The 25636-nt window shown below is 62.7% G+C and carries 24 protein-coding genes and 2 pseudogenes; 15 read left to right on the top strand and 11 right to left on the bottom strand.

What is annotated here, in order from left to right:
- Positions 1 to 59 precede the first annotated feature (59 nt).
- From parC to C0Z19_RS16300, 4 genes are all read left to right on the top strand, one after another.
- A complete protein-coding gene (parC, locus tag C0Z19_RS16315) occupies positions 60 to 2375 on the top strand; it encodes a DNA topoisomerase IV subunit A (RefSeq protein WP_102610880.1) in 2316 nt (771 codons plus the stop codon).
- Between the two features lie 165 nt (positions 2376 to 2540).
- On the top strand, positions 2541 to 2999 hold the full coding sequence (locus tag C0Z19_RS16310; protein WP_102610960.1) for a CopD family protein: 459 nt from the start codon (positions 2541 to 2543) through the stop codon (positions 2997 to 2999).
- Positions 3000 to 3148: 149 nt separating this feature from the next.
- The gene (locus tag C0Z19_RS16305; protein ID WP_102610959.1) at positions 3149 to 3730 is read left to right on the top strand and encodes a chromate transporter; all 582 of its coding nucleotides are present in this window, start codon (positions 3149 to 3151) and stop codon (positions 3728 to 3730) included.
- A complete protein-coding gene (locus tag C0Z19_RS16300) occupies positions 3712 to 4245 on the top strand; it encodes a chromate transporter (RefSeq protein ID WP_102610879.1) in 534 nt (177 codons plus the stop codon). The genes C0Z19_RS16305 and C0Z19_RS16300 overlap by 19 nt, the downstream gene beginning before the upstream one ends.
- A gap of 28 nt (positions 4246 to 4273) precedes the next feature.
- On the opposite strand, the gene C0Z19_RS16295 is transcribed toward C0Z19_RS16300, so the two are convergent.
- The 7 genes from C0Z19_RS16295 to C0Z19_RS16260 all read right to left on the bottom strand — a co-directional run bounded on the left by C0Z19_RS16295 (position 4274) and on the right by C0Z19_RS16260 (position 12803).
- The gene (locus C0Z19_RS16295; protein WP_102610878.1) at positions 4274 to 5542 is read right to left on the bottom strand and encodes a chromate transporter; all 1269 of its coding nucleotides are present in this window, start codon (positions 5540 to 5542) and stop codon (positions 4274 to 4276) included.
- A gap of 51 nt (positions 5543 to 5593) precedes the next feature.
- On the bottom strand, positions 5594 to 7945 hold the full coding sequence (locus tag C0Z19_RS16290; RefSeq protein ID WP_102610877.1) for a bifunctional diguanylate cyclase/phosphodiesterase: 2352 nt from the start codon (positions 7943 to 7945) through the stop codon (positions 5594 to 5596).
- Between the two features lie 369 nt (positions 7946 to 8314).
- A complete protein-coding gene (locus tag C0Z19_RS16280; protein ID WP_102610958.1) occupies positions 8315 to 9199 on the bottom strand; it encodes a PhzF family phenazine biosynthesis protein in 885 nt (294 codons plus the stop codon).
- Positions 9200 to 9217: 18 nt separating this feature from the next.
- Positions 9218 to 9682, bottom strand: coding sequence for a RidA family protein (locus tag C0Z19_RS16275; protein WP_102610875.1), 465 nt, complete (start codon positions 9680 to 9682; stop codon positions 9218 to 9220).
- Between the two features lie 130 nt (positions 9683 to 9812).
- Positions 9813 to 11009: an aminotransferase-like domain-containing protein gene (locus tag C0Z19_RS16270; protein WP_102610874.1), complete on the bottom strand. Its 1197-nt coding sequence runs from the start codon at positions 11007 to 11009 to the stop codon at positions 9813 to 9815.
- A 90-nt stretch (positions 11010 to 11099) separates the two neighbouring features.
- Positions 11100 to 11999 (bottom strand): DMT family transporter, encoded by a 900-nt coding sequence (locus C0Z19_RS16265; protein ID WP_102610957.1) that lies wholly within the window; start codon positions 11997 to 11999, stop codon positions 11100 to 11102.
- Positions 12000 to 12083: 84 nt separating this feature from the next.
- A complete protein-coding gene (locus C0Z19_RS16260; protein ID WP_102610873.1) occupies positions 12084 to 12803 on the bottom strand; it encodes a VOC family protein in 720 nt (239 codons plus the stop codon).
- Positions 12804 to 12963: 160 nt separating this feature from the next.
- Here C0Z19_RS16260 and C0Z19_RS16255 point away from each other — a divergent pair, with 160 nt between their 5' ends.
- The 4 genes from C0Z19_RS16255 to C0Z19_RS16240 all read left to right on the top strand — a co-directional run bounded on the left by C0Z19_RS16255 (position 12964) and on the right by C0Z19_RS16240 (position 18067).
- Positions 12964 to 14427, top strand: coding sequence for an aminotransferase-like domain-containing protein (locus C0Z19_RS16255; protein WP_102610872.1), 1464 nt, complete (start codon positions 12964 to 12966; stop codon positions 14425 to 14427).
- A gap of 519 nt (positions 14428 to 14946) precedes the next feature.
- Complete coding sequence (htpG, locus tag C0Z19_RS16250) at positions 14947 to 16839, top strand: molecular chaperone HtpG (RefSeq protein ID WP_102610956.1); 1893 nt, start codon at positions 14947 to 14949, stop codon at positions 16837 to 16839.
- Positions 16839 to 17570 carry a chorismate--pyruvate lyase family protein gene (locus C0Z19_RS16245; RefSeq protein ID WP_102610871.1) on the top strand — a complete coding sequence of 244 codons (732 nt, stop codon included), beginning with the start codon at positions 16839 to 16841 and terminating at the stop codon, positions 17568 to 17570. The genes htpG and C0Z19_RS16245 overlap by 1 nt, the downstream gene beginning before the upstream one ends.
- Positions 17567 to 18067, top strand: a complete 501-nt coding sequence (locus C0Z19_RS16240) for a DNA-deoxyinosine glycosylase (RefSeq protein WP_102610870.1) — start codon at positions 17567 to 17569, stop codon at positions 18065 to 18067. The genes C0Z19_RS16245 and C0Z19_RS16240 overlap by 4 nt, the downstream gene beginning before the upstream one ends.
- 124 nt (positions 18068 to 18191) lie before the next feature.
- Here C0Z19_RS16240 and C0Z19_RS16235 read toward each other — a convergent pair whose 3' ends face one another.
- Positions 18192 to 18746 (bottom strand): hypothetical protein, encoded by a 555-nt coding sequence (locus C0Z19_RS16235; RefSeq protein WP_233196172.1) that lies wholly within the window; start codon positions 18744 to 18746, stop codon positions 18192 to 18194.
- Positions 18747 to 18812: 66 nt separating this feature from the next.
- Positions 18813 to 19121 (bottom strand): hypothetical protein, encoded by a 309-nt coding sequence (locus C0Z19_RS28730; RefSeq protein ID WP_233196171.1) that lies wholly within the window; start codon positions 19119 to 19121, stop codon positions 18813 to 18815.
- Between the two features lie 486 nt (positions 19122 to 19607).
- Here C0Z19_RS28730 and C0Z19_RS16225 point away from each other — a divergent pair.
- Positions 19608 to 19991, top strand: a pseudogene (locus C0Z19_RS16225) (DNA-deoxyinosine glycosylase); the annotation flags it as partial.
- A gap of 130 nt (positions 19992 to 20121) precedes the next feature.
- Here the strand turns inward: C0Z19_RS16225 and C0Z19_RS16220 are convergent.
- Both C0Z19_RS16220 and C0Z19_RS16215 read right to left on the bottom strand, forming a co-directional pair.
- A complete protein-coding gene (locus C0Z19_RS16220; RefSeq protein WP_233196170.1) occupies positions 20122 to 20427 on the bottom strand; it encodes an HVO_A0114 family putative DNA-binding protein in 306 nt (101 codons plus the stop codon).
- Entirely contained in the window at positions 20408 to 20860 is a 453-nt protein-coding gene (locus C0Z19_RS16215) for a toxin-antitoxin system TumE family protein (RefSeq protein WP_199180782.1), read from the bottom strand. The genes C0Z19_RS16220 and C0Z19_RS16215 overlap by 20 nt, the downstream gene beginning before the upstream one ends.
- Before the next feature lie 306 nt (positions 20861 to 21166).
- Here C0Z19_RS16215 and C0Z19_RS16210 point away from each other — a divergent pair.
- From C0Z19_RS16210 to C0Z19_RS16180, 6 genes and pseudogenes are all read left to right on the top strand, one after another.
- Positions 21167 to 21550: pseudogene (locus C0Z19_RS16210) on the top strand (DNA-deoxyinosine glycosylase); the annotation flags it as partial.
- A gap of 228 nt (positions 21551 to 21778) precedes the next feature.
- On the top strand, positions 21779 to 22267 hold the full coding sequence (locus C0Z19_RS16205; protein WP_102610864.1) for a hypothetical protein: 489 nt from the start codon (positions 21779 to 21781) through the stop codon (positions 22265 to 22267).
- The gene (locus C0Z19_RS16200; RefSeq protein ID WP_102610863.1) at positions 22257 to 22823 is read left to right on the top strand and encodes a hypothetical protein; all 567 of its coding nucleotides are present in this window, start codon (positions 22257 to 22259) and stop codon (positions 22821 to 22823) included. The genes C0Z19_RS16205 and C0Z19_RS16200 overlap by 11 nt, the downstream gene beginning before the upstream one ends.
- A 290-nt stretch (positions 22824 to 23113) precedes the next feature.
- Positions 23114 to 23674: a YbhB/YbcL family Raf kinase inhibitor-like protein gene (locus tag C0Z19_RS16190; RefSeq protein WP_102610862.1), complete on the top strand. Its 561-nt coding sequence runs from the start codon at positions 23114 to 23116 to the stop codon at positions 23672 to 23674.
- Positions 23675 to 23985: 311 nt separating this feature from the next.
- On the top strand, positions 23986 to 25143 hold the full coding sequence (locus C0Z19_RS16185; RefSeq protein WP_102610861.1) for a PAT1 family protein: 1158 nt from the start codon (positions 23986 to 23988) through the stop codon (positions 25141 to 25143).
- A gap of 95 nt (positions 25144 to 25238) precedes the next feature.
- The gene (locus C0Z19_RS16180; RefSeq protein ID WP_102610860.1) at positions 25239 to 25631 is read left to right on the top strand and encodes a DUF302 domain-containing protein; all 393 of its coding nucleotides are present in this window, start codon (positions 25239 to 25241) and stop codon (positions 25629 to 25631) included.
- Positions 25632 to 25636 lie beyond the last annotated feature (5 nt).

Below are 25636 nucleotides of genomic sequence, written 5' to 3'. Positions count from 1 at the left end.
GCATCGGCCCTAAACCAGGCGCTTCTCCTTTGGTCTTCTGAATACGGACAACATTTTCGATGGATCAACAAGACGATCTGTTCGCACCGGCCGCCGCGCCCGATGGCGAGTCTCTGACACTCGGCCACTACGCCGAGCGCGCTTATCTCGACTACGCCGTGAGCGTCGTCAAAGGCCGGGCGCTGCCCGACGTCTGCGATGGCCAAAAGCCCGTGCAGCGCCGCATTCTGTTCGCGATGAACGAAATGGGGCTCGGCGCCGAGGCCAAGCCGGTAAAGTCGGCCCGCGTCGTCGGCGACGTGCTCGGCAAATATCACCCGCACGGCGATCAATCGGCCTATGACGCGCTCGTGCGTCTCGCGCAGGGTTTTTCGATGCGCTATCCGCTGATCGACGGCCAGGGCAACTTCGGCTCGCGCGACGGCGACGGCGCGGCGGCCATGCGCTACACCGAAGCCAGGCTGACGCCGATCGCGAAGCTGCTGCTCGATGAGATCGACGAAGGGACGGTCGATTTCTCGCCGAACTACGACGGCTCGTTTCAAGAGCCGAAGCTGTTGCCCGCGCGGCTGCCGTTCCTGCTGCTCAACGGCGCATCGGGCATTGCCGTTGGCCTCGCGACCGAGATCCCTTCGCACAATCTGCGCGAGGTCGCGCAAGCCGCCGTGGCGATGATTCGTCATCCGAAGATGACGCACGCCGAGCTGATGGAGATCGTGCCCGGGCCCGATTTCCCCGGTGGCGGGCAGATCATTTCGAGCGCGGCCGAGATCGCCGCCGCTTACGAAGCCGGTCGCGGCAGCCTCAAAGTACGGGCGCGCTGGAAGATCGAAGAGCTTGCGCGTGGTCAGTGGCAGCTCGTCGTCAATGAGTTGCCGCCGAGCACGTCTTGCCAGAAAGTGCTCGAGGAAATCGAGGAGCTCACGAATCCGAAGCTCAAGCTCGGTAAGAAATCGCTGACGCCGGAACAACTGCAGACGAAGCAGGCGATGCTGGGGCTGCTCGACGCCGTGCGCGACGAGTCGGGCAAGGATGCGCCCGTACGAATCGTGTTCGAACCGAAGTCGAGTCGCATCGATCAAACCGAGTTCGTCCATTCCCTGCTCGCGCATACGAGCCTCGAATCGAACGCCGCGTTGAACCTCGTCATGATCGGCGCGGACGGGCGGCCGCGACAGAAGGGCCTGCTCGAAATCCTGCAAGAGTGGATCGGCTTCCGCTTTACGACGGTGACGCGCCGCACGCGCCATCGGCTCGCGAAGGTCGACGACCGCATCCACATCCTCGAAGGGCGGATGATCGTCTTCCTCAATATCGACGAGGTCATCCACATCATTCGCGAATCGGAAGAACCGAAGGCAGCGCTCATGAGCGCGTTCGGTTTGAGCGAACGGCAAGCCGACGACATCCTGGAAATCCGGCTGCGTCAACTTGCCCGGCTTGAGAAGATCAAGATCGAGAAGGAGCTTGAAGCGCTGCGTGAGGAGAAGTCCAGGCTCGAGGACCTGCTCGCGAACGAATCGGCGATGAAGCGCCAGATCATCAAGGAGATCGAAGCCGATGCGAAGCAGTACGGCGACGAACGTCGCACGCTGATCCAGCAGGAAAAGCGTGCGACGTTCGAAGCCCGCGTGGTCGACGAGCCCGTAACCGTCGTGGTCTCGCAGCGCGGCTGGGTGCGTGCGCTCAAGGGCCATGGGCTCGACGTGGCCGGCTTCACGTTCAAGGATGGCGACAGTCTCTACGCCGCGTTCCAATGTCGCACGCCCGACGTGCTGATCGCATGGGGCAGCAAGGGGCGCGTTTATTCGGTGCCTGTCACGCTGTTGCCGGGCGGGCGCGGCGACGGCGTTCCGGTCACTTCGCTGATCGAGCTCGAAGCGGGCACGCATCTGATGCACTACTACGCCGCCCACGCGGAGCAACAACTGTTGCTCGCGTCGAGCAACGGCTACGGCTTTATCGCGCGCGTCGGCGATATGGTCAGCCGGGTCAAGGCCGGCAAGTCGTTTATGACGATCGACGAGGGTGCGCAGCCGCTTGCGCCGATGCCTGTGTTGCCGCAAGCGACGCAGGTTGCGTGTCTATCGGGGTCGTCGCGTCTCGCGGTGTTCGGCCTCGATGAGATGAAGCAGCTCAGCGCGGGTGGCCGCGGCATCATCCTCATGGGGCTCGACGACGGCGAAAAGCTCGTACAGGCGCTGGCGATCGGGCCGGCCGGCGTTGTTCTGCTCGGCACGGGCCGCGGCGGCAAACCGCAAGAAGAAAAGTTCGGGGCTGCGCAACTTGCGCCGCACATTGGCAAACGCGCACGGCGCGGACGCACGCCCGATACGCGCTTGAAGATCGCCTCACTGCGCCCTGCGCTCGATTGAGGCTGGGCAGAACCGGCGGCGCGCGCGGGCGTCTGGCGCGTGCCGTTCGCCGGATGAGCCGCCGCAGCGGCCAAGCAACGACGAAGCATAAACAAAGCAACAACCGAACAACAACCGAACAACAACTGTTAACACAGCCCGCCTTTGGAGAGTCCTATGTCCCCCGTGTCGATCGCGATCGACGTTGCATTGTTTCTGCATCTGGCCTTCGTTGCCGTGTGGGTGGGCGGCATGGTGTTCGCCCATTTCTGTCTGCGCCCTGCGCTTGGGGATGTCTCCCCGCAGCTTCGCCTGCCGTTGATCGAGGCCGTGTTCTCACGGTTCTTCAACTGGATCGGTGCGGCGGTGATTGCGATCCTGATTTCGGGTGGTTTCCTGATGTCGCGCTTCGGCGGCGCCCGGGCGCCGTGGCAGATCCATGCAATGGCGGCGGCCGGCGTCGTCATGATGCTGATCTTCGGCCACGTTCGATTCGCCGTGTTTCCGCGCATCCGCCGTGCCGTGCAGGCGCAGCGCTGGCCCGACGGGGCGCGCGCCGTCGATACGATGCGCCGGCTCGTACTGCTCAATCTCGTGCTCGGCGTTGTCGCGATCGCACTGGCGGTGCTCTCGCGCGGGTTCTGATCGAAGGTAACCGGGGCGGCAACCCCGGCCGAACGCGGCGCGGCAACCAGCCGAAGGATCGTTGCGAATGCAACGATTACCGTTCGTTGCATTAATGGTGCTTGCAGGGCCACTTGCGCGATACTGCAGGCTTTACGGGCAATCAGACGATGAACCCCCGCGACTCTTCCGCCGCCGCGCCCCCCGAGGTGCGCCGCTCGGCGCGCGTTTCGGCGTCGGAGCTGTTTCGTACATTTGCCGAGATGAGCATCTACGGCTTCGGCGGCGTCATGCCCTGGGCCCGCCGGATGCTCGTCGATCGCAGGCGCTGGCTCGACGATCGCGAGTTCGCCGAGTTGCTCGCCGTCGGTCAAATCCTTCCCGGACCCAATATCTGCAATATCGCCGTGATCGTCGGCTATCGACATTGCGGCTTGCGCGGCGCGCTCGCCGCGGCAATGGGTTTGCTGCTCGCGCCGTTTTTCATCGTGCTCGCACTGGGCGCGCTCTATCACCGCTTCGGCGCGCTCGCCACGGTTCAAGGCGCGTTGCGCGGCATGATGGCGGTGGCTGCAGGGCTCGTGCTGATGACGGGCGTAAAGCTCGCTCAGAGCCAACCGCGCACCGTGCGTGGGCTGGTTTTCGGCCTCCTGTCGTTGACGACCGTCGGCATCCTCCATCTGCCGCTCGGCTGGGTCATGCTTGTGCTGATTCCTGCCGCGCTCGTCGTTGAATGGAGGGCGCAGCGATGATTCTGATCGAACTCGCCTGGCGCTTCGCGCTCGTGTCGGCCATCGCGTTCGGCGGAGCGACGGCGGTCATCCCGGAGATGCATCGATTTCTCGTCGAACAGAATCACTGGATCGACGATACGACATTCGCGGCGTTGTTCGCCATCTCGCAGGCGTCGCCAGGGCCGAACGTGTTGTTCGTCGCGCTGTTCGGCTGGCAGGTGGCGGGGTTCGCGGGCGCGCTCGTATCGACGTTGGCGATGTGCGGTCCGTCCTCGCTCTGTGCGCTCGCATTCGAACACTATACGGGCGCGCACCGCGATGCTCGTTGGATGACGATCATTCGCCGGGCGCTGGCGCCGGTGACGATCGGTCTGCTGATGGCAACGGGCGCGACGCTCGCGCAGGGCGCCGATCATTCGATCGCTACGGTCGCGTTGACGATCGCAACGGTTGCAGTAGGGCTGAGCACGCGGCTCAACCCGCTCTGGCTGATCGCCGCCGGCGCGGCCATCGGCGTGCTCGGCTACGCGTAGTCAGGCTGCGCGCTCTGTCTGCCGCCGTTCATCGAAATCCAAGCAGATGCGCCGCGCCGAACACGACGGCGACGATCGCATAGACCGCGTACACGGGCATCTTGAAGCGGGCAAGGCATACCAGCGCGAAAGCCGCCGTGACGAGATAGGCCGCCTCATGCGGGGTGTGCTCGCCGATCCGTACCACGGCAGTCAGCAAGAACGCCGTGGTGGCGGCACGCAGCATGCGCATGCCGTGCTCGAAGCGCTGGTGCGTTTCGAGCAGACGGTGCGTATGACGCCGTGCGAACACAATCAGTATCCCGGACGGGATGAACAGCGCGCAGGTCGCTTCAACGGCACCGGGCCATCCTTGCACGAGATAACCGAGAAACGGCACGACGTTCAACAGCGGCCCCGGCGAAACGGGTGAAAGCGTGAACGCCAGCGTGAACTCGCGCGCGCTGACCCCGAGCCCTGGCGCCTCGAACAGCGCTTTCAGAACGGGCAGCGCGGAGAACCCGCCGCCGAATAACGTCACCCCGGCACCGGCGAGCCGCGGCCAGATCAGGCGAGTGGCATAGTAGGGCGACAGCGGCGTGGCAAATAGCACGATCAGCGCGATGAGCGCCAGCACGACGAGCTTATCGGCGAATGAAAGCGAGACTTTCAATTTGCCGCCGCGCGCCGGACTCGCGATCCATCCTGCGGCGAACGAGCCGGCCAGCAGCAGGACGAATGCGGCCGTGCCATGGACTGTCAACAGCACCAGGCACGCTATAGTGGCCGAAGCCCATTCGAGCGGTTCATGCACGAGCGCGCGCGTTTGCCGGTACCAGGTAAGGCCGATCAGCGCGGCGAGCACGATCGCAAATTGGTCGATCAGCCCCGGCGTTGCGAGGGCGCGTATGAATGGCGCCTGATAGAAGGTGGCGAACGCCGTCATCGTGCAGAAGAACGGCAGCACGGAGGCGAAGCCGGCTACCCATGCGCCGATGCTTCCGCGCAGCGCGTAGCCGACTTGCACGGCGACGTTACAGCCGACGGCGCCCGGCGTCATCCATGCCAGCGCGACCAAATCGGAGTACTCCACCGGGGTGAAGCGGCGCTCGCGTTCGACGTAATGCAACTCGAGCTGCGCCATCAGCGCGAGCCCGCCCCACGAAAGCGCCGATAACGCGAAGATGACGCGAAACAGCGTCCATAACGATTCGGGTCCGCTTTGACGCGCCGTGGATCCGTGCGACCGCTCCTCCACGGTTGCAGCGGTGCTGGCGGTGCGCGCAGAAGGCCTTCGTTTCGTGCTGGCATCGCTCATCTGAGCTGTCCTTCGTTGTCTCCGTGCTCCGTTGGTGGCCGGCGCGCGTCGTTACGCCGACTGTTTGCTTGTATTCTTCTTGCTCTTTCCGTGCGCGCCGAAAGGCTCGCGCGTGTCGCAGACGCCGAAGCGCTCGAGCAGCGCGGCGATGCCGTCCGCGGGGACGGGGCGCGAGAAAAGGAAGCCTTGCGCTTGAATGCTGCCAAGGGCCGAGAGCCACGCGATCTGTTCTTCGGTCTCCGTGCCTTCGACGACAACGGTCAACCCCAGCGAGCGCGCGAGGTTGACGATCGCCGAGACCATCACGCAGACGCTACGGTCAGCCGGGATCGCCTGCACGAACGATCGATCGACCTTGAGCGTATCGACGGAGAACCGGTTCAGGTACGACAAGGACGAATAACCGGTGCCGAAATCATCGAGCGCGATGCTGACGCCCAGTCGCTTCAACGCTACGATCTTCTCCGAAACGAGTTCCGGGTACTCCATCATCGCGGTCTCGGTGATCTCGAGCTCGAGCCTGTGAGCCGGGATGCCCGTCTCCTCGATCGCGCGTGAGATCGTCTCGTAGAGATCGCCGCGCCAGAACTGCACGGCCGAGACGTTGACGGCGAGCGAAAGCGACTCGTAGCCGTCGCGTTGCCACTCGGCGAGTTGCCGGCAAGCCGTTTGAATCACGAACTCGCCGATCGGTACGATGAGGCCCGTCGACTCGGCCACCGGAATGAATTCGCTTGCCGAGATGACGCCCTGCTGCGGATGATTCCAGCGTGCGAGCGCCTCGAAGCCGGTGATGCAGCGCCGGGCGAGATCGATTTTCGGTTGATAGACGAGGAACAGCTGATTTTCGCCAAGCGCGACGCGCAGTTGCTGTTCCCATTGCATCAGGTGATCGGCACGATGCGACAGATGCGGCGAATAGAACTGATAGCAATTCTTGCCAGCGTCCTTCGCGCTGTACATGGCGAGGTCGGCCTTTTTGAGCAGATCGATTTCGCTTTCGCTGCCGACCGAGTAGAGGGCGATGCCGATGCTGGCGTGCAAGACGAACGACGTGCCGCGCACATCGAACGGATGCTCGAACGTCTCGCGCACGCTTTCGGCCAGCTGCACGGCCTGTCGCTCGACGTCGCCGCCTTTCAGCACGACCACGAACTCGTCGCCGCCGATGCGCGAGAGCACACCGGCGGCGCCGACGGCGTCGGACAGCCGCGAAGCCGTCATCTGCAGCACGATGTCGCCGGCATTGTGACCGAGCGTATCGTTGACGGTTTTGAAGTTGTCGAGATCGATGAAGAGGATGGCGAGGCGCCCGACGTTGGTGGGATCGCCGACGTCGCGCCGCAAGCCCTGCAGCGTCGCGTAGCGATTGCGCAGGCCCGTGAGCAGATCGTATTCGACGAGGTGCGTCATCTCGCGCTCGCGGCCTAGCAGTTTGCCGATCAAGCCCGTGGCGACGGCGAAAAAGGCCAGCATGGCAAGCGAGATGAAGCTCGCCATCAACAGATAGACGTTGCGCGTGTGGTTATAGTCGGCAAATTCCTCCGCTTCCGACAACCCGACGAGCACGCCCATCGGATAGCCGTCGATGTGCCGATAGGAAACGATGCGCTTGATGTGATCGATGGGATCGACCATCGTCCCCGAAACGTGCTCGGAGATCGGATAGGTGCCGCTGGCCGAGAATGCGCCAGCCGGGGTGCGCGCCAAGCCGGTGCGGCGCGCGAGCACGGCGCCGTTGTCGGCGATCACGGCGATGACGCCGTCCTTGCCGATCGCTGCGTTGTTGTAGAAGTCGCTCGTGAAGTAGCTCGGATCCTCCGACACCACCACGACACCGGCGAACGAGCCATCGGCATGATTCAACCGACGCGTCATCTGCAGCGTCCACTGATGCGAGACGCGCCCGAGCACGGGCTTGCTGATGTACAACTGGTCGTCGTTCTCGTGCTCGTGAACCTTGAAGTGCTCGCGATCGGACAGATCGATCGGCGCGGGGTTCGATTCGGCCGTGCTGGCGACGAGGATCCCGCGCTCGTCGATGATGGCGACCTGCACGAGCGTATCGCTTTGCACGACGCCTTTTTCGACCGTGCTGGTGAGGTCGAAATGCTCAGGGCTCTTTTCGAACTCGTACTTGACGAAACGCGTGATCTGATCGACCTGGTGGATCGCCTTGACCGTGTGTTGCTCGAGCGCGGACGAAAGAATCGCCGCAGAAGCCGTCGCTTCACGGTAAGTCGAGTCCCGCTCCACCGACAGGCGCGCGGAAATGACCGTCCACAGCAGCGCGAGCACAAGCACGCCCAGCACCGGGATCGCGATCAGGGCGCGACGGCGCGAGCCCGCGGCATCGGGCTTGCTGCGGGGGTCTCTCGTCGAGTGGAGCCGGGCGAAGTTCATCGTTGACTGGTTTAGGGCGGGCCGCTTCGGTCGCGGACGCTCCTCATCGAGGATATTACTGAATGGATAAAAATTAAGATAGCGCCGGTTTAGGGGGTAAACGTTTGTCGCGACGGGCACGCTTTCGGCAATGATATTCGCGTTTCGTTGCTTCGGTAGCGGCGAAACCCCCGCGGCGCGGCGCAGACAGAGGGAAAAGGCGAGCGAGACCGGTAGCGGGACGCTGCAAGCATTGATCCTGCGAGGTCTCGATAGGCTGAATGTCTATTCCGACGGCGCTCGAAAAGCGCCGATAGATGGGAACGTGAAGAAGGATGCGCGCTTGCCCGCGCCATGAAACCGCCTCGTGCGGACTGAAACGATTCCGGCTTAGCCGAGCCGGACAGTGCCGTCGACGATCGTCACCGAGCGGCCGCCTACCCAGATCTTGCCGTCTTCGCCGTAATGGACGGTGACGCGTCCGTCGCGCCCGATGGCCGTGCCCTGCCGCACCGAGTAACTTGCACCGGGCCGCTGGTTCCGCGCTGCCAGCAGGCAGGCAATCCCTGCGTTGGCGCTACCGGTGACCGGATCTTCGTAGAGATCGAACGGGCCGTCTACGACAATGCAGCGCACTTCGAGGGTCGCCGGGCCGTCCGGCGCGTGTGCTGCATAAAAAGCGAGTCCGGACATGCCCGTTTTTTGCATGATTTGCCACGTGAGGGCGGGATCGGGCTGAATGGCGAGGCAGGCCTGCGGCGAATCGACACCGATCGTCAGCCAGGTCGCACCGTTGTCCATACGGCACGGCGGACGGGTTATGAAACCGATGCCATCGCATCGCAACGCGCACTTGAGCAACTGCAATTCGTCGGCGTCGAGCGGTGCGATGCGGGCTGGCGGCGCGACGAACGCCAACGAGCCGTCTTCGTGCACGGCGAGCTCGACGAGCCCGACCCCGCATTGCTGGACGAGCCGTCCGGCGCGACGCGGCACGTAACCGCTTTCGAGCAACGCGTGCGCGGTGCCCAGCGTCGGATGGCCCGCGAAAGGCATCTCGTAGACGGGCGTGAAGATCCGCACGAGATAGTCCGCCTCGGGATCGGTCGGGCGGCAGATGAACGTCGTTTCGGACAGGTTGGTCCAGCGGGCGATCGTTTGCATGTCCTGCCCGCTCAAGCCGTCCGCATCGAAGACGACGGCCAGCGGGTTGCCCTTGAAGGGCGTGTGACCAAACACATCGACCTGCTTGAAGCGAACCTGACGCGCGTTCATCGGCAAGCTCCGCTTGACTTAGGCGACTTCCGCAATCAGTTCGATTTCGACGCACGAACCGGTCGGAATCTGGGCGACGCCGAATGCCGAACGCGCGTGCTTGCCGGCGTCACCGAACACCTCGAAGAACAATTCGGACGCGCCGTTCGTGACGAGATGCTGCTCGGTAAATTCGAGCGTCGAGTTCACGAGGCTCATCACCTTGACGATGCGCTTGACGCGGTTCAGATCGCCGAGCTGCGCATGCAGCGTTGCGATGAGATCGACAGCCACCGAACGCGCTGCGACCTTGCCTTCCTCGGTCGTCATGTTCGCGCCCAGCTTGCCGACCCACGGCTTGCCGTCCTTCTTTGCCGTATGGCCCGACAAGAAGACAGTGTTGCCCGTTTGCACGGACATGACGTAGGCCGCGGCCGGCGTGGCGGCGTTGGGCAGCTCGATGCCGAGTGCCTTGAGTTTGTCGTAGACGTTGGGAGTTGCCATGTCAGTCAGTTCCTTGAACGTTGAAGTTAGGGTGTGGCTTGGTGACTCGTCAGGGTTCGCTTGGGAGTCGCGTAGTGCTTGCTCTGTCACCCGCGTGCAATGGCGTTCAGCTTCGCGGGTGCCCGGGTGCTTACAGACGTTCGCGAATGAGCTTGGCCAGACGCGCGACGCCTTCATCGATGCGCGCCGGCGGCACGGTGACGAACGAAAGGCGCAGCGTGCTGAGATCGGGCTCGTGCGCGTAGAAGGGGCCGCCTGGCACGAACGCGACGTTGTCGGCCACGGCGGCTTCGAGCAGCTTCATCGTGTCGACGTGTTTGGGCAGGTTGACCCAGACGAACATGCCGCCTTCAGGGCGATTCCACTTGACGCCCTCGGGCATATGACGCTCGAGCGAAGAGAGCATCGCGGCGCATTGGTCGCGATAGAGTGCGCGGATCGACGGGACGTGCTCGTCGAGGAAACCGTCCTTGACGACCTCGTGGACGATGCGCTGGGTAAAGCTCGGCGTGTGCAGATCGGTGGCTTGCTTCGCTTGCACGAGTTTGAAATGGAGTTCCTCGGGCGCAATGATGTAGCCGATGCGCAGGCCCGGCGCGAGCACTTTCGAAAACGAACCGCAATGAACGACGTGGTCGGGCGCCATCGACAGCAGCGTCGGCAACGGCGCGCCGGCATAGTCGAGCGCGCCATAGGGATCGTCTTCGATCACCGGGAAGGGGCTCGTGCGCGCGAATGCGGCCAGCGCGCGGCGGCGTTCGAGCGGCAGGCGGCGCCCCGTCGGGTTTTGAAAATTCGGCTGCGCGTAAAGCAGACGCGCGCCCGCGGTCAATTCGGGCGTCAGGCCCTCGGGGATGAGACCGTTCTCATCGGTGGGGACCTGCACGTAATCCGCTTCGTACATCGAGAACGATTGCAGCGCGCCCAGGTACGTCGGTGTTTCGACGAGCACCGGGCTGCCCGCGTCGATCAGGACCTTGCCGAGCAGATCGAGCGCCTGCTGCGAGCCCGTGACGATGAGCACCTGGCTCGGGCGAATCGTGACGCCGTCTTTCGAATAGCGCGCCGCGACCCATTCCCGCAGCGGCATATAGCCTTCGGTCGCGCTGTACTGAAGCGCGGCGGCCGGCGAGTCGCGCAACACGCGCTCCGACGCCTCGCGCATGCGTTCGGCAGGGAACGTTGCCGGCGAGGGCAGGCCGCCCGCAAACGAGATGACTTCAGGCCTTTCGGTGACTTTCAGGATCTCGCGGATGGCGGAGCTCGTAAGTTTGCGCGCGCGCTCGGAAATGCGCCAATTCATATGCGGCAGATCGCTGTGATCCATGAAATGTCTCCTTAGTCCTCGATGGTGGTTGAGTCGGTTTTCGTCGTCGGTACCGAAACACCGGTAAATGTTTCGCGGCGAGAAGCGCGATTATCGCGCGAGTCGGTCCGTTGCGGGCGCCGGCGTTGCGTAGGTGCGAACGGCCGCCTTGCGGCCGAGCACGACCGTGGCGATGACGGCGGCGGCGAACATCCATGTGGAAGGCGCGACAGTTTCGCCGAAAAACAGTGCGGCGAACGCGATCGTGAAGAATATCTGCAACAGCTGGACTTGTCCCACGCGAGCGGTGCCGCCCATGGCGAGTCCCGCATACCAGGCGAAAAAGCCGATGAATTGGGAAAACAGCGAGACGTAGCCGAACGCGAGCCACGTGCGCAGCGCCACCGGCTCCGGGTGCTGCAGGTGCTGCTGCCAGCCGAGCCAGGCAACGGGCACGACGAGGACGGGCGCTGCCAGCACGAGCGCCCAGCAGATCACCTGCCAGCCGCCGAGATCGCGTGCGAGACGCGCGCCTTCGGCATAGCCGAGCGCGCCGACCGCGACGGCCGCCAGCATCAGCAGGTCGCCCGCTTGCAGTGAGCCGCCACCGGCGTGCAGCGCATAGGCGACGACGAGCGCGCTACCGAGCGCCGCGCTGGCCCAGAATGCGGGCGAGGGCCGCTCGCGCGAGAGCCAGGCGGCGTAGATGGCCACGAACAACGGCTGCAGGCCATTGACGAGGGCGCCGTGGGAGGCGGGCACCGTTTTCATCGCCCATGCAGAAAACACGGGGAAGGCCACGATCACGCCAAGCGCCGTCACGGCCAGGCCTTTCAACTGGGCGCGGTTGGGCAGGCGCTCGCGGCGCCAGGCGAGCAGGATCGCGGCAGGGACGGAGGCCGCGAGCGCGCGCCCCAGGCCATTCAGCAATGGGTGAAATTGCTCGACGACGATGCGCGTCATCGGCAACGTCAGGCTGAAGATGATGACGCCGATAAGCCCGAGCAGCATGCCTTGCGTTTCACGCGACTTCGTCACGAAGCGACTCCTTCCGATCAATGGTTCAGCAATGGATGACTGTTGCGCGGGCGCCGCTTATGCGAGCGTGCGCACGCCCGACGGCGTCTCGATTTCGGCGACGAGCGCAGGTCCGCTGTCTTGGGCGTCCGCAGTGTCGTCGAACTCCACCAAATGGGCCGCGCCGAGCCATTCGAGCTGTGCGCGGACTGCGTCAGCGCGCGGGTGGCGCGCCAGGAGGCGCTTGACCGCCAAACCCGTCGCGGGCAGCCGCGAGCTGGGGTGTGCGGCCGTGTCCCATTGAATCAGGGTTGGCAGGATGCCTTGGCCGGCGCCGTCCCAGCTTGGAAACGCGCCGTCGTCCGGCACGGTCAGCCGCCAGGTCAACTCGCCGCGCGCCATGCGGATCACGCTCGGGATGCGCGACGGATATTGGGTCTGCCAGCGGCCGAGATCTTTCGGCCGGGGGACGCGGGCGGCCCAATGCGCGAGGTAGGGCCCGCGCGCGAGCCGCTCCTGCATGGCCGGGTCGTCGAGCGAGAACCAGCGCGGACGCGCCCGGGCCAGGGTGCCGTCCGTGCCGGCGCGCTCGCTGCCCGCCTGCGGATCGATCGCGATTACTTCGAGATAAGCGCCGCCCCACAAGCCGAGCAGCCGGTTGTGCGTCCCCATGGCGACATGGGCGCCGCCCTCGACGGGTTCGACGCCGAGCGTATCGGCGATAAAGCGTGAGCCCTCTTCGAGCGTGCGGGCGGCGACGACGAGATGGTCGAGTTCGAGCGCAAAGGCGTGGTTCATCGGTGTCAGATCAAAGGCAGGTACGGTACTGGCGCGCGCCGCGCGGATCGAACGACGGCGGCGGCACGGGAGATCGAGCCAGGATCCAACTTTAATCGTCTGGGCCGGCACAGTAACGGTACAATCGCCGCGATACTATTCGGTACAGTTCGGATCCCCCATGTCGACTGCCCTCGATCTCATTCCCGCGCCGCACGGCGCTTCACAGCTGACGCTCGTCGAGCAGCTCGTGCAATGGGCGCGGCGCCGGATCGAGGAGCGCGTTTTTCGGCCCGGCATGAGAATGCCGTCGATCCGCAAGCTCGCGCAAGACAAGGGGGTCTCGCGATTCACCGTCGTCGAGGCCTACGAGCGGCTCGTGGCGCAGGGTTATCTGGATTCCCGGCGCGGCTCCGGGTTTTATGTGCGCGAGCGCGCCGGCGCGGTGCCGGGCGAGCGCGGGGCCGCAGGCGCGGCGGTGCAGGGTGAGCGGCCGTCGCAACGGCCGATCGACGTCGTCTGGCTGCTGCGCAACACGCTTCATACGGGCGCGCCAGAGAAAGGCCCGGGGCTCGGCTACCTGCCGAGCCGCTGGCTCGACGGTGAGCTGGTCGCCGGCGCATTGCGTACGCTGGGCCGGCAAAGCGGCGGCCAATGGTTGGGAAGCGGCACGGCGCAGGGATTTCTGCCGTTGCGCCAGCAGTTGCAGACGCGGCTCGAGGAGTTCGAGATCGGCGCGGCCCCCGAGCAGATCGTGCTTGTCTCGGGCATCACGCAGGCGATCGATCTGATCGCCCGGCTCTACGTGCAGGCCGGCGATGCCGTGATCGTGGGCGATCCCGCCTGGTTTCAGATGTTCGGCCGTTTTGCCGCGCAAGGCGCGCAACTTCTCGGTTTGCCCTATACGCCGAACGGCCCCGACCTCGATGCGTTGGAGTCGCTTGTCAAAACCTGGCGGCCGAAAATGCTGGTCATCAATTCCGTGCTGCAGAATCCGACGGGCACCTCGCTGTCGCCGGCCCAGGCGTTTCGCATCTTGCGTTTGGCCGAAGAACACGACTTCATCGTGGTGGAAGACGACGTTTATTGCGATTTATGCCCACCGAGCTACCCGGCGACGCGGCTGGCGAGCCTCGACCAACTGGGCCGCGTGATCTACCTCGGCAGTTTTTCGAAGACGCTGACTGCCAATCTCCGGGTCGGCTTTGTGGCCTGCGCGCCGCAGATCGCGCAGGCGATCGCAGATCAAAAGGTGCTGATCGGCATGACCACGCCCGAGCTCAACGAGCGCGTGCTCTACAAGATCCTGACCGAAGGGCACTATCGACGCCATGTCGAGCGCCTGCGTGCGCGGCTCGACGGCGTGCGCGACAAATGTGGGCGCATGCTCGAACATGCGGGATTTTCGCTCTTCTCGATGCCCGCCGCGGGCATGTTCCTGTGGGCCGACGCCGGCGTGGATGCCGACGCGTTCGCCGCTGCCGGCCAGGAGGCCGGTTTCTTGCTCGCTCCGGGCAGTTTGTTTTCTCCGCAGCAGTCGCCGACCACCTGGATGCGCTTTAACGTCGCCAATTGCGGCGATCCGGAGCTGCCGGCGTTTCTTGGCGGGTATCTCGAGTCAGTTGCACGGCGCTTGGCGGGCTGATCCTTTGATGCCATGTCTGCAATCGCCTCGCGAAGGCGACCCGTTAGGCCAGCCGGGGCGGGCTCGCCTAACGGGTGCGAAGGCGCTTGCAGATGCGCCACGCCGTGAACGTGCAAAGGGATACCAAGAGGAAGGAGGCCCCTAGCGTGTAGTAGATATCGACCAAGCCTGAAGCCTCGGCATCGTATGCAGCAAATAGATTGTCCAGCCAGAGAGAGAATGCGATTGGTGGTGGGGCAATTGCATCAGGATGCCTGCCCCACACATAGGCCAGCGCGAACGTCGCAGAGTTCTTCCGGTGGTGGACAATCCAGAATTGCACGGCGTCAATGCTTGGATGGGAATCAGATGGTTCTGATTTTTGTGCAGCCCTTGAATTTTCGACAGCCGCCCCAAATTGGGAGCACGATTCACGTCGCGCGCCATTTGCAAGCCCACTGGGCGGAGTCTGCCGGCCTGCACAGCAGCGGTGCGCGACGCGTCAGAGACATCCCATCCACGAACGAGGTAACGCCGACCATGGCACAAGAGACCATGAGCTTTCAAGCGGAAGTCAAACAGCTTCTGCAATTGATGATTCATTCGCTCTACAGCAACAAGGAGATCTTCCTGCGCGAGCTGATCTCGAACGCCTCGGATGCCGCGGACAAGCTGCGCTTCGAAGCGATCGCCAAGAGCGAGCTCTACGAGAACGATTCGAACCTGCGTATCCGCGTGTCGTTCGACAAGGCCGCGCGTACGATCACGATCGACGACAACGGCATCGGCATGAGCCGCGATGAAGCCGTTTCGCATCTCGGGACGATCGCGCGTTCGGGCACCAAGGAGTTTTTCTCGCAGCTGTCGGGCGATCAGCAGAAAGACGCGGCATTGATCGGCCAATTCGGCGTGGGTTTCTATTCGGGCTTCATCGTCGCCGACAAGATCACGGTCGAGACGCGTCGCGCGGGCCTGCCGGCAGCCGAAGGCGTGCGCTGGGTCAGCGCGGGCGAGGGCGATTTCTCGGTCGAGGCGATCGAGCGCGCGCAGCGCGGCACGACCATCACGCTGCATCTGCGTCCTGACGAAGACGAGCTGTTGTCGTCGTACCGGCTCAAGTCGATCATCCGCAAGTATTCGGATCATGTCGCATTGCCGATCCTCATGAAGCATGAGGAGTGGGACGCCGAGAAAGGCGAGATGGTCGAGAAGGACGAAGACGAAACCGTCAATCAGGCGAGCGCGCTGTGGACGCGGCCGAAGAACGATATCGAAGACGAGCAGTACAAGCAGTTCTACCACCATCTTGCTCACGACGAACAGGACCCGCTTGCATGGACGCATAACCGCGTCGAGGGCCGCAGCGAGTACACGCAGCTGCTCTACGTGCCGGCGCGCGCGCCGTTCGACATGTGGAATCGGGACCATCGCGGGGGCCTGAAGCTCTACGTGAAGCGCGTGTTCATCATGGATGACGCCGAGCAATTGTTGCCCTCGTATTTGCGCTTTGTGAAGGGTGTGGTCGATTCGGCGGACCTGCCGCTCAATGTCTCGCGCGAAATCCTGCAGGAGAGCCGCGACGTCAAGGCGATCCGCGAGGGGGTGACCAAGCGCGTGTTGTCGATGCTCGAAGAGATAGCAGGCGCGGAAACCGAGGAGGGCAAAGCCAGGTACGCGACGTTCTGGAAAGAGTTCGGCCAGGTGTTCAAGGAAGGGCTGGGCGAAGACTTCTCGAACCGCGAGCGTATCGGCAAGCTCGTGCGCTTCGCGTCGACGCATACGGATTCGGCCGAGCAGACTGTCTCGTTGGCCGACTACGTTGCACGGATGAAGCCCGAGCAGACCAAGATCTACTACGTCACGGCGGATACCTGGCAGGCTGCGAAGCATAGCCCGCATCTGGAGGTGTTCCGCAAGAAGGGCATCGAAGTGCTGCTGCTGACCGATCGTGTCGACGAATGGGCGCTCGCATACTTCACCGAGTTCGACGGCAAGCCGCTCGCAAGCGTGGCGCGCGGCGATCTTGACCTCGACGCGTTCAACGACGAAGAGAAGAAAGCGCACGAGGCGATCGGCGAAACGATGAAGCCGCTCGTCGAGAAGATGAAAGAGGTGCTCAAGGATAAAGCGAAGGATGTGCGTCTGACGTTCCGGCTCACCGATTCGCCGTCGTGTCTCGTTGCCGATGAAGGCGAGATGACGGGCTACTTGCAGCGTATGTTGAAGGCCGCGGGGCAGAAGACGCCCGACTTCCATCCGATCCTCGAAATCAATCCGGAGCATGCGCTCGTGAAGGCGCTTGCGCCGGAGCAGGGCAACTTCGACGACTGGTGCCACTTGCTGTTCGACCAGGCGATGTTGGCTGAAGGTGGTGCGCTCGAAGATCCCGCAAGCTTCGTCAAGCGCACGAATACGCTGCTGCTCGCACGGTGATGCGGGCTGCGCGGCTCCAATACGATGCGGCGGGCCGCGCCTGGCGCGCGGCCCAGCGACCCGGGTCGACTTTCGATCAGAAGGATTGGCTCACGCGCGGCGGTTCGTTGACCGCGCATTTGCGCAAGCTCGGCGATGTGCGGGTGCGTGTGACGCGCGAGGCTGTCGATCGCGCGTGGCCCGACGAGTGTGCGGCATTGCATATCGGGCCGCGTACGCGCGTGTGGGTGCGGGAGGTGGTGCTCGAGGTGGATGGCGTGCCGTTCGTCGTGGCGCATAGCATTGCGCCGCTGCCGGCGAGCCGTGGCGTCTGGCAGGCGATGCGGCGGCTGTCCACGCGCCCGCTTGCAGAATTGCTCTATGCGGACAGCACCGTGGCGCGGTCGGTGCTCGTCAGCACGCGGCTCGCGCCGCGGCACCCGCTAGCCGTGCTGGCCCGGCGGCAGATCGCGGGGCGTGTACCTCATGCGTTGCTTGCGCGCCGGTCCGTGTTCGTGCGGCACGGCGCGCCGCTCATGGTGACCGAGTGCATGCTGCCGGCGCTGTGGTCTCATCTCGATGCGCGCTCGCGTGCCCCAGCGCGGGGCGATGCGCATTCTTATGTCCTTCCGCACGATCGCGGCGGTCGGCCCGCGCGGCCTTCGCATGCGGGGCATGGACCTTCGCGCACGACGGAGCGAGCGGCGCTCACCCGACGACGACCGCCGCCGTCATCATCGTCATCGTCGTGACCTTCAAGCATTCGTTTGCGCCGGTTGTGAATGAGCATACGCGCGTGCTTGTGCTCGGCAGCCTGCCCGGCGAAGCGTCGCTCGCGCAGAGTCGGTATTACGCACATCCGCAGAACCGGTTTTGGCATTTGATCGGGGATGTGATCGGCGAGGATTTGCCGGGGATGGATTACGAAGCGCGGCTGCAAGCGCTGCTCGATCATCGGGTGGGGCTGTGGGATGTGATTGCGAAGGCGAAAAGGGAAGGCAGCCTCGATAGCCGCATTCGTGACCATGCGACGAACGATCTGGCGGCGCTTGCGGCTGCGTTGCCGAATCTTGCGGCGGTCGCGTTCAACGGGGGGGCGGCTGCGAAGATCGGGATGCAGGCGTTGGCGGAAAGCCGTGTGTCGCTCGATCTCATCAAGCTACCGTCGAGTAGTCCTGCTTATGCGGCCGTGCCTTATTCCGAGAAGTTGAAGGCTTGGGAGGCGTTGCGAAAGTGGCTGGCGGTCTAGTGTCGTCCGTATCCAGTCTCCGCAACGCCATCTCGGATCTTCCCCGGCGCCCCGGCGTTCTTATCCAAGGCTCTTCAAGCGATGGCACGGTTGTCGACGCTGCTTCAACTGTGCCGCGCATACGCTATTTTTTCAATTCGGCAGCGTCTGCCAGCGCCGACTGCAGTTTTGTTACTGCGTCAGCGGTCGCAAGCTGCCCAGCAAGGCTCAGGTTGTGCTTGAATTGGCTGAACTCCGCGTGGCCGGTGCCGGTCACGTCCTCGGTGACGACGGTTTGACCGGTCGGGTCCGCGACGGTACAGGCGAGCGTGACCGAGAAGTCCGTCGGCGGCCACGTGAGGAGGCTCGGGGACGAGGATGTGGTCTTGATCGTCGGCGTGATCACATAGTCGAGATGCTTGGCCTGGATCGTCGCTGCGTCGGGTGCGGTCTTGAGCTTCGTCACGTTCTTGAATACATGACCGAGCCCTACGTATATCGGCAATTCAAGGTCGTGGTACGGGTGATAGCTCACTTTGTCACCGCCGCCCCCGGGAGTAATCACCTCCTTCGACAGTTGATCGTCCGTGATGACAAGACCCACTGTCTTGTCGAGCGGCGCGGTCGAAAGCGTCGGGATTTTGCTTGCGTCTCCAGTCAGCGAAATTTCGTGAGCACAGCCTGCCAATGCGGCGATCATGCTTCCTGCCGCGATCATTCGAATCAATGCCATTGTATGGGGTCTCCCGTGGTGTGGCCGGTAATGTTATTGAATCGCCTCGACGAAGGCGGGGTCTGCGTATAGCTCGCCGAGTAACTTCTGTACGGCGAGAGGATATTCTTCACGCGCTTTCGGTACGGCAATCATTGCCGCGAACGCGGAATCCCATTGCGTGTGCGCGGTCTTGACCTGGTCGTAACGTACCGTTCCACCTCGCGTCACGATGAAGCGTGCCGCCAGTGTCGCGGTGCCGGTTGCAACACCGGTATCGATGTCGTTTTCCAAGAGCGTTGCCTTGATTTCGACGTCGCTTTGAGGGGAAAGCTTGCCGGCCATCAGCAATTCCTTCGTCATTGCGTCGGCCAGGTATGCGCCGAATGAGTTCCCAACCGGGGACTTCATTACGTTCGCGCGCAAGGGGACCGGGTACGGGTTTTTTGCACCCGAGTGGGATTCGAATGTCCCGATTTTCGCGTGAGCGGTGGCGACGTTCTTGAGCGACTGGATATTGTCGACATCGGGGGAGTACGGCGGAGCGACTAGCGAGCATGCCGTCAATAGAGCAATCGGCGCAGTCAGGCCGACTACACGGACAACGTTGAACATATTCGAGTTACCTTGTGATTATTGGAGTTGACATACACAGGAACCTTGGCTGCAAGCGCCGGCCGGCTGACGTTTGGCCGGCGTAAGTTCTTGCCTGGTTGCTCGGATTGGCCCCCTCTCGTGGATATCGGCACGGAGCCGCAAACCTTGAATCGTTCGGATTGAAGCACCGCATTTGACGCGGGCTGGACGCCCGAGGTGGTTTCGGCTTGATGTCAAATTGGCCAAGACGCCAACCGGTTTTGGCATTTGATCGGGGATGTGATCGGCGAGGATTTGCCGGGGATGGATTACGAAGCGCGGCTGCAAGCGCTGCTTGATCATCGCGTAGGGTTGTGGGACGTGATTGCCAAGGCGAGACGCGAGGGCAGTCTCGATAGCCGCATTCGTGACCATGCGACGAACGATCTGGCGGCGCTTGTGTCCGGGCTGCCGAATCTCGCTGCGGTTGCTTTCAATGGCGGTACGGCCGCGAAGATCGGTATGCAGGCGTTGGCCGAGAGCCGCATTTCACTCGATCTCATCAAGCTGCCGTCGAGCAGTCCAGCGTATGCGGCCGTGCCTTATGCTGAGAAGCTGAGGGCCTGGGAGGCGTTGCGCAAATGGCTGTCTGTGTGATCCCCGCTATCGGACATGGCGAAGACGAGGCCAGCCAGTAACAAGTCGTAGCAACGGCTGAAGCGAACCTGCAAGAACGGCGCCGAAACCCGCGGAATAGGCAGCAGCAGGCGACGTTTGGCGACTGACATTATTCGAAGGACATCTCCAACTCCACGCCAGAATAGTTGACGCGTGGCGCGACTTCTCGGCCCTCGCCTTCTTCGAAGTGAACGAGCCCATATCGCTCCATGGTCCGAAGCGTTCGCGAGAGATTAGATTTCGCGCGGCCGGAGCGTTCGGCCAATTCACTGAGCGACGCCGGTTTCGTCTCAGCGATCAGAGCGAGCAACGACCGGTTTCGGTCGGACAGCACCTGCGCCAGCGTTTCAAGTGATTGGAACCAAACTTTCGGCTCACCGGGGCTGGGCACATATTCACCCCGCGCGATCGCCATCGTCCGAGCCTTGTATTGCTCGAGTGATGCAATTCCGACCTTCAAGACGTTGGTTGTGCTCATATTGGCTGCTCCTTCTTTCGAGAATCAGTTCGACTTCGATCCAGAAGTCCGCCAGTAACGTCGCGGCGTCCTCGTAGACATAAAAACGGACGTGGGGGCCACGATGTTTGTGGTCATATTCAATGCGCGTACGTGCGCCCGGTCCGGAGCCCTCGCGGATGGGGTGCGCGTTATCGAAACCCAGCAGGCGAGAGCCCGTCTCGTCATGGAGCGTGAGCGAATACCGAAGCCCCTGAGGTCGCTCCGCCGTCATGGCACACTGCTTCACCTCAAACTTCACCCAACATTTGCCACCGGAATCCACGACGAACGTTTCACCATCGAGGTAGAGCAGCGCGTCAAGGCCTGGATCGTGCACATTCGCTTCCATGTATGTTATCACCGGATCATAACTTTGTCGATCGACTCGCTCTGGGAATCTCCGCGCAGAACCGTTGCCGCACTGATTTCGGCTGTCATCCGTCGGCCTACGGTGCCATACGCGCATGCGCGGGTCCGCGAGTTGCCGAATGTTAATGAGGGCGAGCCGCCGTTTCGGCACATGCCCTTGTTTCTAAGACCAGATGCCGGTTGGACGCCATTCGATCCTGCACTGGGCGGCCTGCCGATGGCTTCGTCGCGAGACGTTTGGCAGTGATATGAACGATGAGCGGGATGTCAAATTGACCAAAACATCAATCGGTTTTGGCATTTGATCGGGGATGTGATCGGCGAGGATTTGCCGGGGATGGATTACACCCGTCGGGTGGAAACGCTGCTGGCCCATCGCATCGGCTTATGGGACGTCATTGCTCAGGCGCGGCGAGAAGGTAGCCTCGACAGCCGGATTCGCGATCATGCGACGAACGATGTCGCAGCGCTCGTGGCTGCGCTGCCGAATCTCGCGGCCGTTGCCTTCAACGGCGGCACAGCCGCGAAGATCGGGATGCTGGCATTGGCGCAAAGCCATGCGTCGCTCGATCTCGTCAAGCTACCGTCGAGCAGTCCGGCCTATGCGGCTGTGCCTTATGCCGAGAAACTGCGTGCGTGGGAAGCGTTGCGCAAGTGGTTGCCGGCGTAGCTTCCCCGAAATTCCGAACCGGCGATTCGGAAATCCTGCTCATTCGACGCGAGCCGGTGGTGTTTCCTTTGCTACGGGTTTTCAGACGAATTCGGTGGTAGGCTCGTGCGTAGAGCGCGCGTACCGGGGAAACCCTCGCCAAGCCGCACCGGTACGTGCAATTGTGAGCGGTGCGGCAGGTGCGGGCAAGCCGCCGTGCGCGCCTTGTGACGACATACAGGATCAACAGTGACCGAGCCCAAACAGGAATCCACCCTCTTCTCTGCCGAAGAGTATGTGCAACGCGTTGAGACTTTCCTGATTGAAGCGAGGCGTTGGTGTGAAAGCCATGGTCTGGCCGTCGAAAGAGGTGTTGTGACGCTTAGGGAAGAGCGAATGGCGCAATATGATGCGCCAAGCCTCGCGATTTCGAAGGGCGGTATGCCAGTCGCGAAGATCTTGCCTGTCGGGTCGAAGATTATCGGCGCGCAAGGGAGGATCGACCTGGTTGGCCGAGTGACGAGGCATGCGTTCCTTTTCTATGTTGGAAAAGGTCCGGCGATTTCTACACAGACCGTCGTAGCGGGGAAAGCCACAAACTCGTCATCTATGCCCATGTTTTCGGGAGTTGACGGAGACGGTTGGTACTGGATAGAGGCGACGGTCCGACGAGCGAAACGCGTCGAAGAAAGTCTGTTTCTCGACTTGCTTACGGACGTCTCCGATTATGAATTCTGACAACCCGCTCGATCCAGTCTATAAGGCGTTCTCTGTAGCGAGCGATTGCTTCAAGGTCGCTACACGCACGATTCAAGTCCAGCACGAGGAACTTATCCGTCGTACTCAGTTCATCGGAGCCACCGAGGAGGAAGCAAACACAGTCCTTCAAGACGCGGCAAAACAGGCTGCCGATCTTGCCATCTTGGCGCTGTTTGCAACGTTCGAGCGATTTGTCATCGAGCATCTGCAGACGGCGAACCGTTTGCTTGCAGAGGGATACCCGCAGCAGTACTCAGCCAAACTGGCGGAGAAGTTCGAGAGTGAGGTCGAATACTGGAGATTCGGCGAAATTCTCAATCTCTTCAAGGGCGAAGTCGATGCCGACTTAATCGGGCAGGTGAAACAGATCAAGCAATATCGCGACTGGATCGCTCATCAAAACCCGAACAAGCCAACCCCGACGCAGGCCACGCCCGAAACGGCCTTCGACGTGTTGACCAGGATGATCGAGCAAATTCGGTTGACTCATACGCCACCGGCCGAACAGGAAGCAGCCGAGGCTGCTATCGGCTGAATAAGGCTCAACGCCCGAGCCCTGGACGGATGCCAAATTGACCAAAACCCCAACCGGTTTTGGTATTTGATCGGGGATGTGATCGGTGTGGCGCCGCCGGGGATGGAATAGAAGGCGCGACTGCAAGCGCTGCTCGCGCCTTCTTCGAAATGGACAAGCCCATATTGCTCCATTGTTCGAAGTGTTCGCGATAGATTGGATTTTCGCACGGCCGGAGCGTTCGGCCAATTCGGTCAGCGATGCCGGCTTCGTCGCCTCGATGTTTCATTTCTTGAAAAGGACGGCACGAGATGAAAAGCACCGCAAACGCAATCCGGTATGCGCTGAGCGCGACCCTGTGCGTACTGTCGCTGCACGGCATAACTGCCTGCGCCGCAGACGCGTTCGAACTGACTTCACCAGGTCTTTCCGACGGCGGCACGCTCGCTTTGAGTCATGCCGGGAGCCAGAACGACTGCGGTGGCAGCAATGTGTCGCCGGCATTGCAATGGCGCAATGCACCCGCCGGCACGCGCAGCTTCGCGATTACGCTCTTCGATCCGGATGGCGCGAAAGGCTTGGGCACTGTGCATTGGGTGGTGTACGGCATTCCCGCTTCGACGACGTCGCTTGCCGCGGGTGCCGAGCCGCCGGCCGGCGTGCGTGTGGGCCTCAATGTCAGCGGGCAGGCGGCTTACCGCGGGCCGTGCCCACCGGTCGGCGAGATTGCCCATCACTATATCGTGCAGATCTATGCGCTCGACCTCGCGCCTGATGCGCTCGCGGCTGGGCTAACGCGCGATGCTTTACATGCGGCGATAAAGGGTCACGTGCTGGCCAATACCAGCACCGTCATGCGTTTTGGGCGCTAGCGGGACCACCGGGTCGATGGGCGCGCTGCTTCGCTCGATCTCGTCAGACTACCTTCGAGCAGCCTGGCCTATGCAGCCGTGCCTTATGTCGAGAAGTTGAAGGCTTGGGAGGCGTTGCGCACATGGTTTGACGATCTGACCGAGCCGTAGCGTTGTCGTCGGCAGTCGGGCGATAAGTCGGCGTCGATAAAACCGACCATTGTGCATGGTGTCTCGAGATATGCCCGCATGCTGTTGCAGTTGATTCAGATCAATGCTCAACCAGGGACCGGGCATAGTCTGAAGCTGTACGCCGCACGTAAGGTAAGAAAATGCGCACACTCCTTGTCGCTTTATCGATCCTGGTCGCACAGCCGATTTCAGTTAACGCTCAGATCGATGTCAATATCGGGTTGCCGGGCATCAATATTGGCATCAACATGTCGGCCTACCCCAGACTCGTCCGTGTGCCGGGCTATCCGGTCTACTACGCGCCGCAGGCCAATTGGAATTACTTCTTTTACGACGGCCTTTATTGGGTCTACCAGCAAGACAACTGGTATGTCAGCAGTTGGTACAACGGACCATGGCAGTGGGTGGGTCCCGAGAACGTGCCGCTGTACGTGCTGCGCATTCCGGTGCGCTATTACCGTCGACCTCCGTCATATTTCGTCGGCTGGAATCGCAATGAGCCCCCTCGCTGGGGCGACCATTGGGGCCGGGACTGGGAGTCGCACCGGCGCGGCTGGGATCAGTGGGATCGCCGGTCTGCGCCGCCTCCGGCGCTTTTGCCGAACTACCAGCGGCAGTATTCGGGCGCGCGGTATCCTCGTGCGGCCGGCCAGCAAAATGCGATTCGATCGGAGCATTACCACTACGAGCCGCGTGAGCCGATCACGCGGCAATATTTCCGACCAGGGGGTAACGCGGGCGACGGTCACGCCCGGCCACAGCCCCGAGAGCTGCGGGGGCAGCCGCAAGTCGATATGGGGCAGCCCGGCCAGCAACGGAGGGAGTTGAATCAACAGTCGCCGCGGTACGAGCAACAGCAGAATCAGCAACGGCAGAACCAGCAACAGCAGAACCAGCAACAGCAGAACCAGCAACAGCAGAACCAGCAACAGCAGGACCGGCAACGGCAGAACCAGCAACAGAACCAGCAACGGCCGCAGCCAAGCGCGCCTCCCCCGCAAGTGCGGCCGCCTCAGGCGCCCGGACAGGAGTCGGTCCGTCCACAACAGCGGCCTGCGCCACAGCAAGCGATGCCTGCGCCTGCGCCGCAACGTCAGCCTGCACCAGCGGATGCGATGCCGCCTCGTGGCAAACCGAATCCACCTCGGCAGCAGCCGTCTGGGCCGCAGCAAGACCGACAAGTCACGCGGCAAATGCCTCCCGCTCAACCCGCGCAGCAGACACCGGGTCCTCAGAGGGGAGCGCCGGGCAACGAAGGGGACAACAAGGGAGACAGGCGCGGCCAGTCCAATCACTAGCCTGCCATCGTGCTTCGGCGCCATCGGCGGATGACGACGGAGGCACACGATATGCGGAGAGCGGCGGGCCACTATGGCTAACCGGAGAAACCACCATGAGCAAGTCGTACGGATTTGGCAAAACCGTTACATGTTCGTTCGATGAAGCGACCGAGCGGGTCAAGCGGGCGCTCGCCGACGAAGGATTCGGCATACTCAGCGACATCGATGTCGCCGAGACCCTCAAGAAAAAGCTGGGCGAGACCATGCCTGCCTATCGCATATTCGGCGCATGTAACCCGGCGCTCGCCCACCGCGCACTGCAGGCAGAACCGGAAATCGGCCTGTTGCTGCCGTGCAATATCGTCACTCGGGAAGATGCGGCGGGAGTCGTTCACATCGATGTCATCGAGCCGACCGTGATGTTCGAACTCGTCGAAAATCCGGATCTGGCCAAGCTCGCGACGGAAGTGAGCGAACGTCTCAAGCGTGCGCTGAACGCCATCTGATCGAA

The organism is Trinickia soli (assembly GCF_002879855.1).
Taxonomy (GTDB): Bacteria; Pseudomonadota; Gammaproteobacteria; order Burkholderiales; family Burkholderiaceae; genus Trinickia; species Trinickia soli.
This window is presented reverse-complemented; position numbering and strand designations above follow the sequence as displayed.

Bases quoted from the DNA above. Each gene is read 5' to 3' on its own strand.
- htpG (WP_102610956.1), top strand. From the start codon at position 14,947: ATGGCACAAGAGACCATGAGCTTTCAAGCGGAAGTCAAACAGCTTCTG.
- C0Z19_RS16305 (WP_102610959.1), top strand. From the start codon at position 3,149: ATGAACCCCCGCGACTCTTCCGCCGCCGCGCCCCCCGAGGTGCGCCGC.
- C0Z19_RS16275 (WP_102610875.1), bottom strand. From the start codon at position 9,682: ATGGCAACTCCCAACGTCTACGACAAACTCAAGGCACTCGGCATCGAG.
- C0Z19_RS16200 (WP_102610863.1), top strand. From the start codon at position 22,257: ATGAATTCTGACAACCCGCTCGATCCAGTCTATAAGGCGTTCTCTGTA.
- C0Z19_RS16220 (WP_233196170.1), bottom strand. From the start codon at position 20,427: ATGGCGATCGCGCGGGGTGAATATGTGCCCAGCCCCGGTGAGCCGAAA.
- C0Z19_RS16280 (WP_102610958.1), bottom strand. From the start codon at position 9,199: ATGAACGCGCGTCAGGTTCGCTTCAAGCAGGTCGATGTGTTTGGTCAC.
- C0Z19_RS16295 (WP_102610878.1), bottom strand. From the start codon at position 5,542: ATGAGCGATGCCAGCACGAAACGAAGGCCTTCTGCGCGCACCGCCAGC.
- C0Z19_RS16255 (WP_102610872.1), top strand. From the start codon at position 12,964: ATGTCGACTGCCCTCGATCTCATTCCCGCGCCGCACGGCGCTTCACAG.
- C0Z19_RS16270 (WP_102610874.1), bottom strand. From the start codon at position 11,009: ATGGATCACAGCGATCTGCCGCATATGAATTGGCGCATTTCCGAGCGC.
- C0Z19_RS28730 (WP_233196171.1), bottom strand. From the start codon at position 19,121: ATGACGAAGGAATTGCTGATGGCCGGCAAGCTTTCCCCTCAAAGCGAC.
- C0Z19_RS16260 (WP_102610873.1), bottom strand. From the start codon at position 12,803: ATGAACCACGCCTTTGCGCTCGAACTCGACCATCTCGTCGTCGCCGCC.
- C0Z19_RS16215 (WP_199180782.1), bottom strand. From the start codon at position 20,860: ATGGAAGCGAATGTGCACGATCCAGGCCTTGACGCGCTGCTCTACCTC.
- C0Z19_RS16190 (WP_102610862.1), top strand. From the start codon at position 23,114: ATGAAAAGCACCGCAAACGCAATCCGGTATGCGCTGAGCGCGACCCTG.
- C0Z19_RS16235 (WP_233196172.1), bottom strand. From the start codon at position 18,746: ATGATCGCCGCATTGGCAGGCTGTGCTCACGAAATTTCGCTGACTGGA.
- C0Z19_RS16185 (WP_102610861.1), top strand. From the start codon at position 23,986: ATGCGCACACTCCTTGTCGCTTTATCGATCCTGGTCGCACAGCCGATT.
- C0Z19_RS16245 (WP_102610871.1), top strand. From the start codon at position 16,839: ATGCGGGCTGCGCGGCTCCAATACGATGCGGCGGGCCGCGCCTGGCGC.
- C0Z19_RS16265 (WP_102610957.1), bottom strand. From the start codon at position 11,999: ATGCTGCTCGGGCTTATCGGCGTCATCATCTTCAGCCTGACGTTGCCG.
- C0Z19_RS16180 (WP_102610860.1), top strand. From the start codon at position 25,239: ATGAGCAAGTCGTACGGATTTGGCAAAACCGTTACATGTTCGTTCGAT.
- parC (WP_102610880.1), top strand. From the start codon at position 60: ATGGATCAACAAGACGATCTGTTCGCACCGGCCGCCGCGCCCGATGGC.
- C0Z19_RS16300 (WP_102610879.1), top strand. From the start codon at position 3,712: ATGGAGGGCGCAGCGATGATTCTGATCGAACTCGCCTGGCGCTTCGCG.
- C0Z19_RS16290 (WP_102610877.1), bottom strand. From the start codon at position 7,945: ATGAACTTCGCCCGGCTCCACTCGACGAGAGACCCCCGCAGCAAGCCC.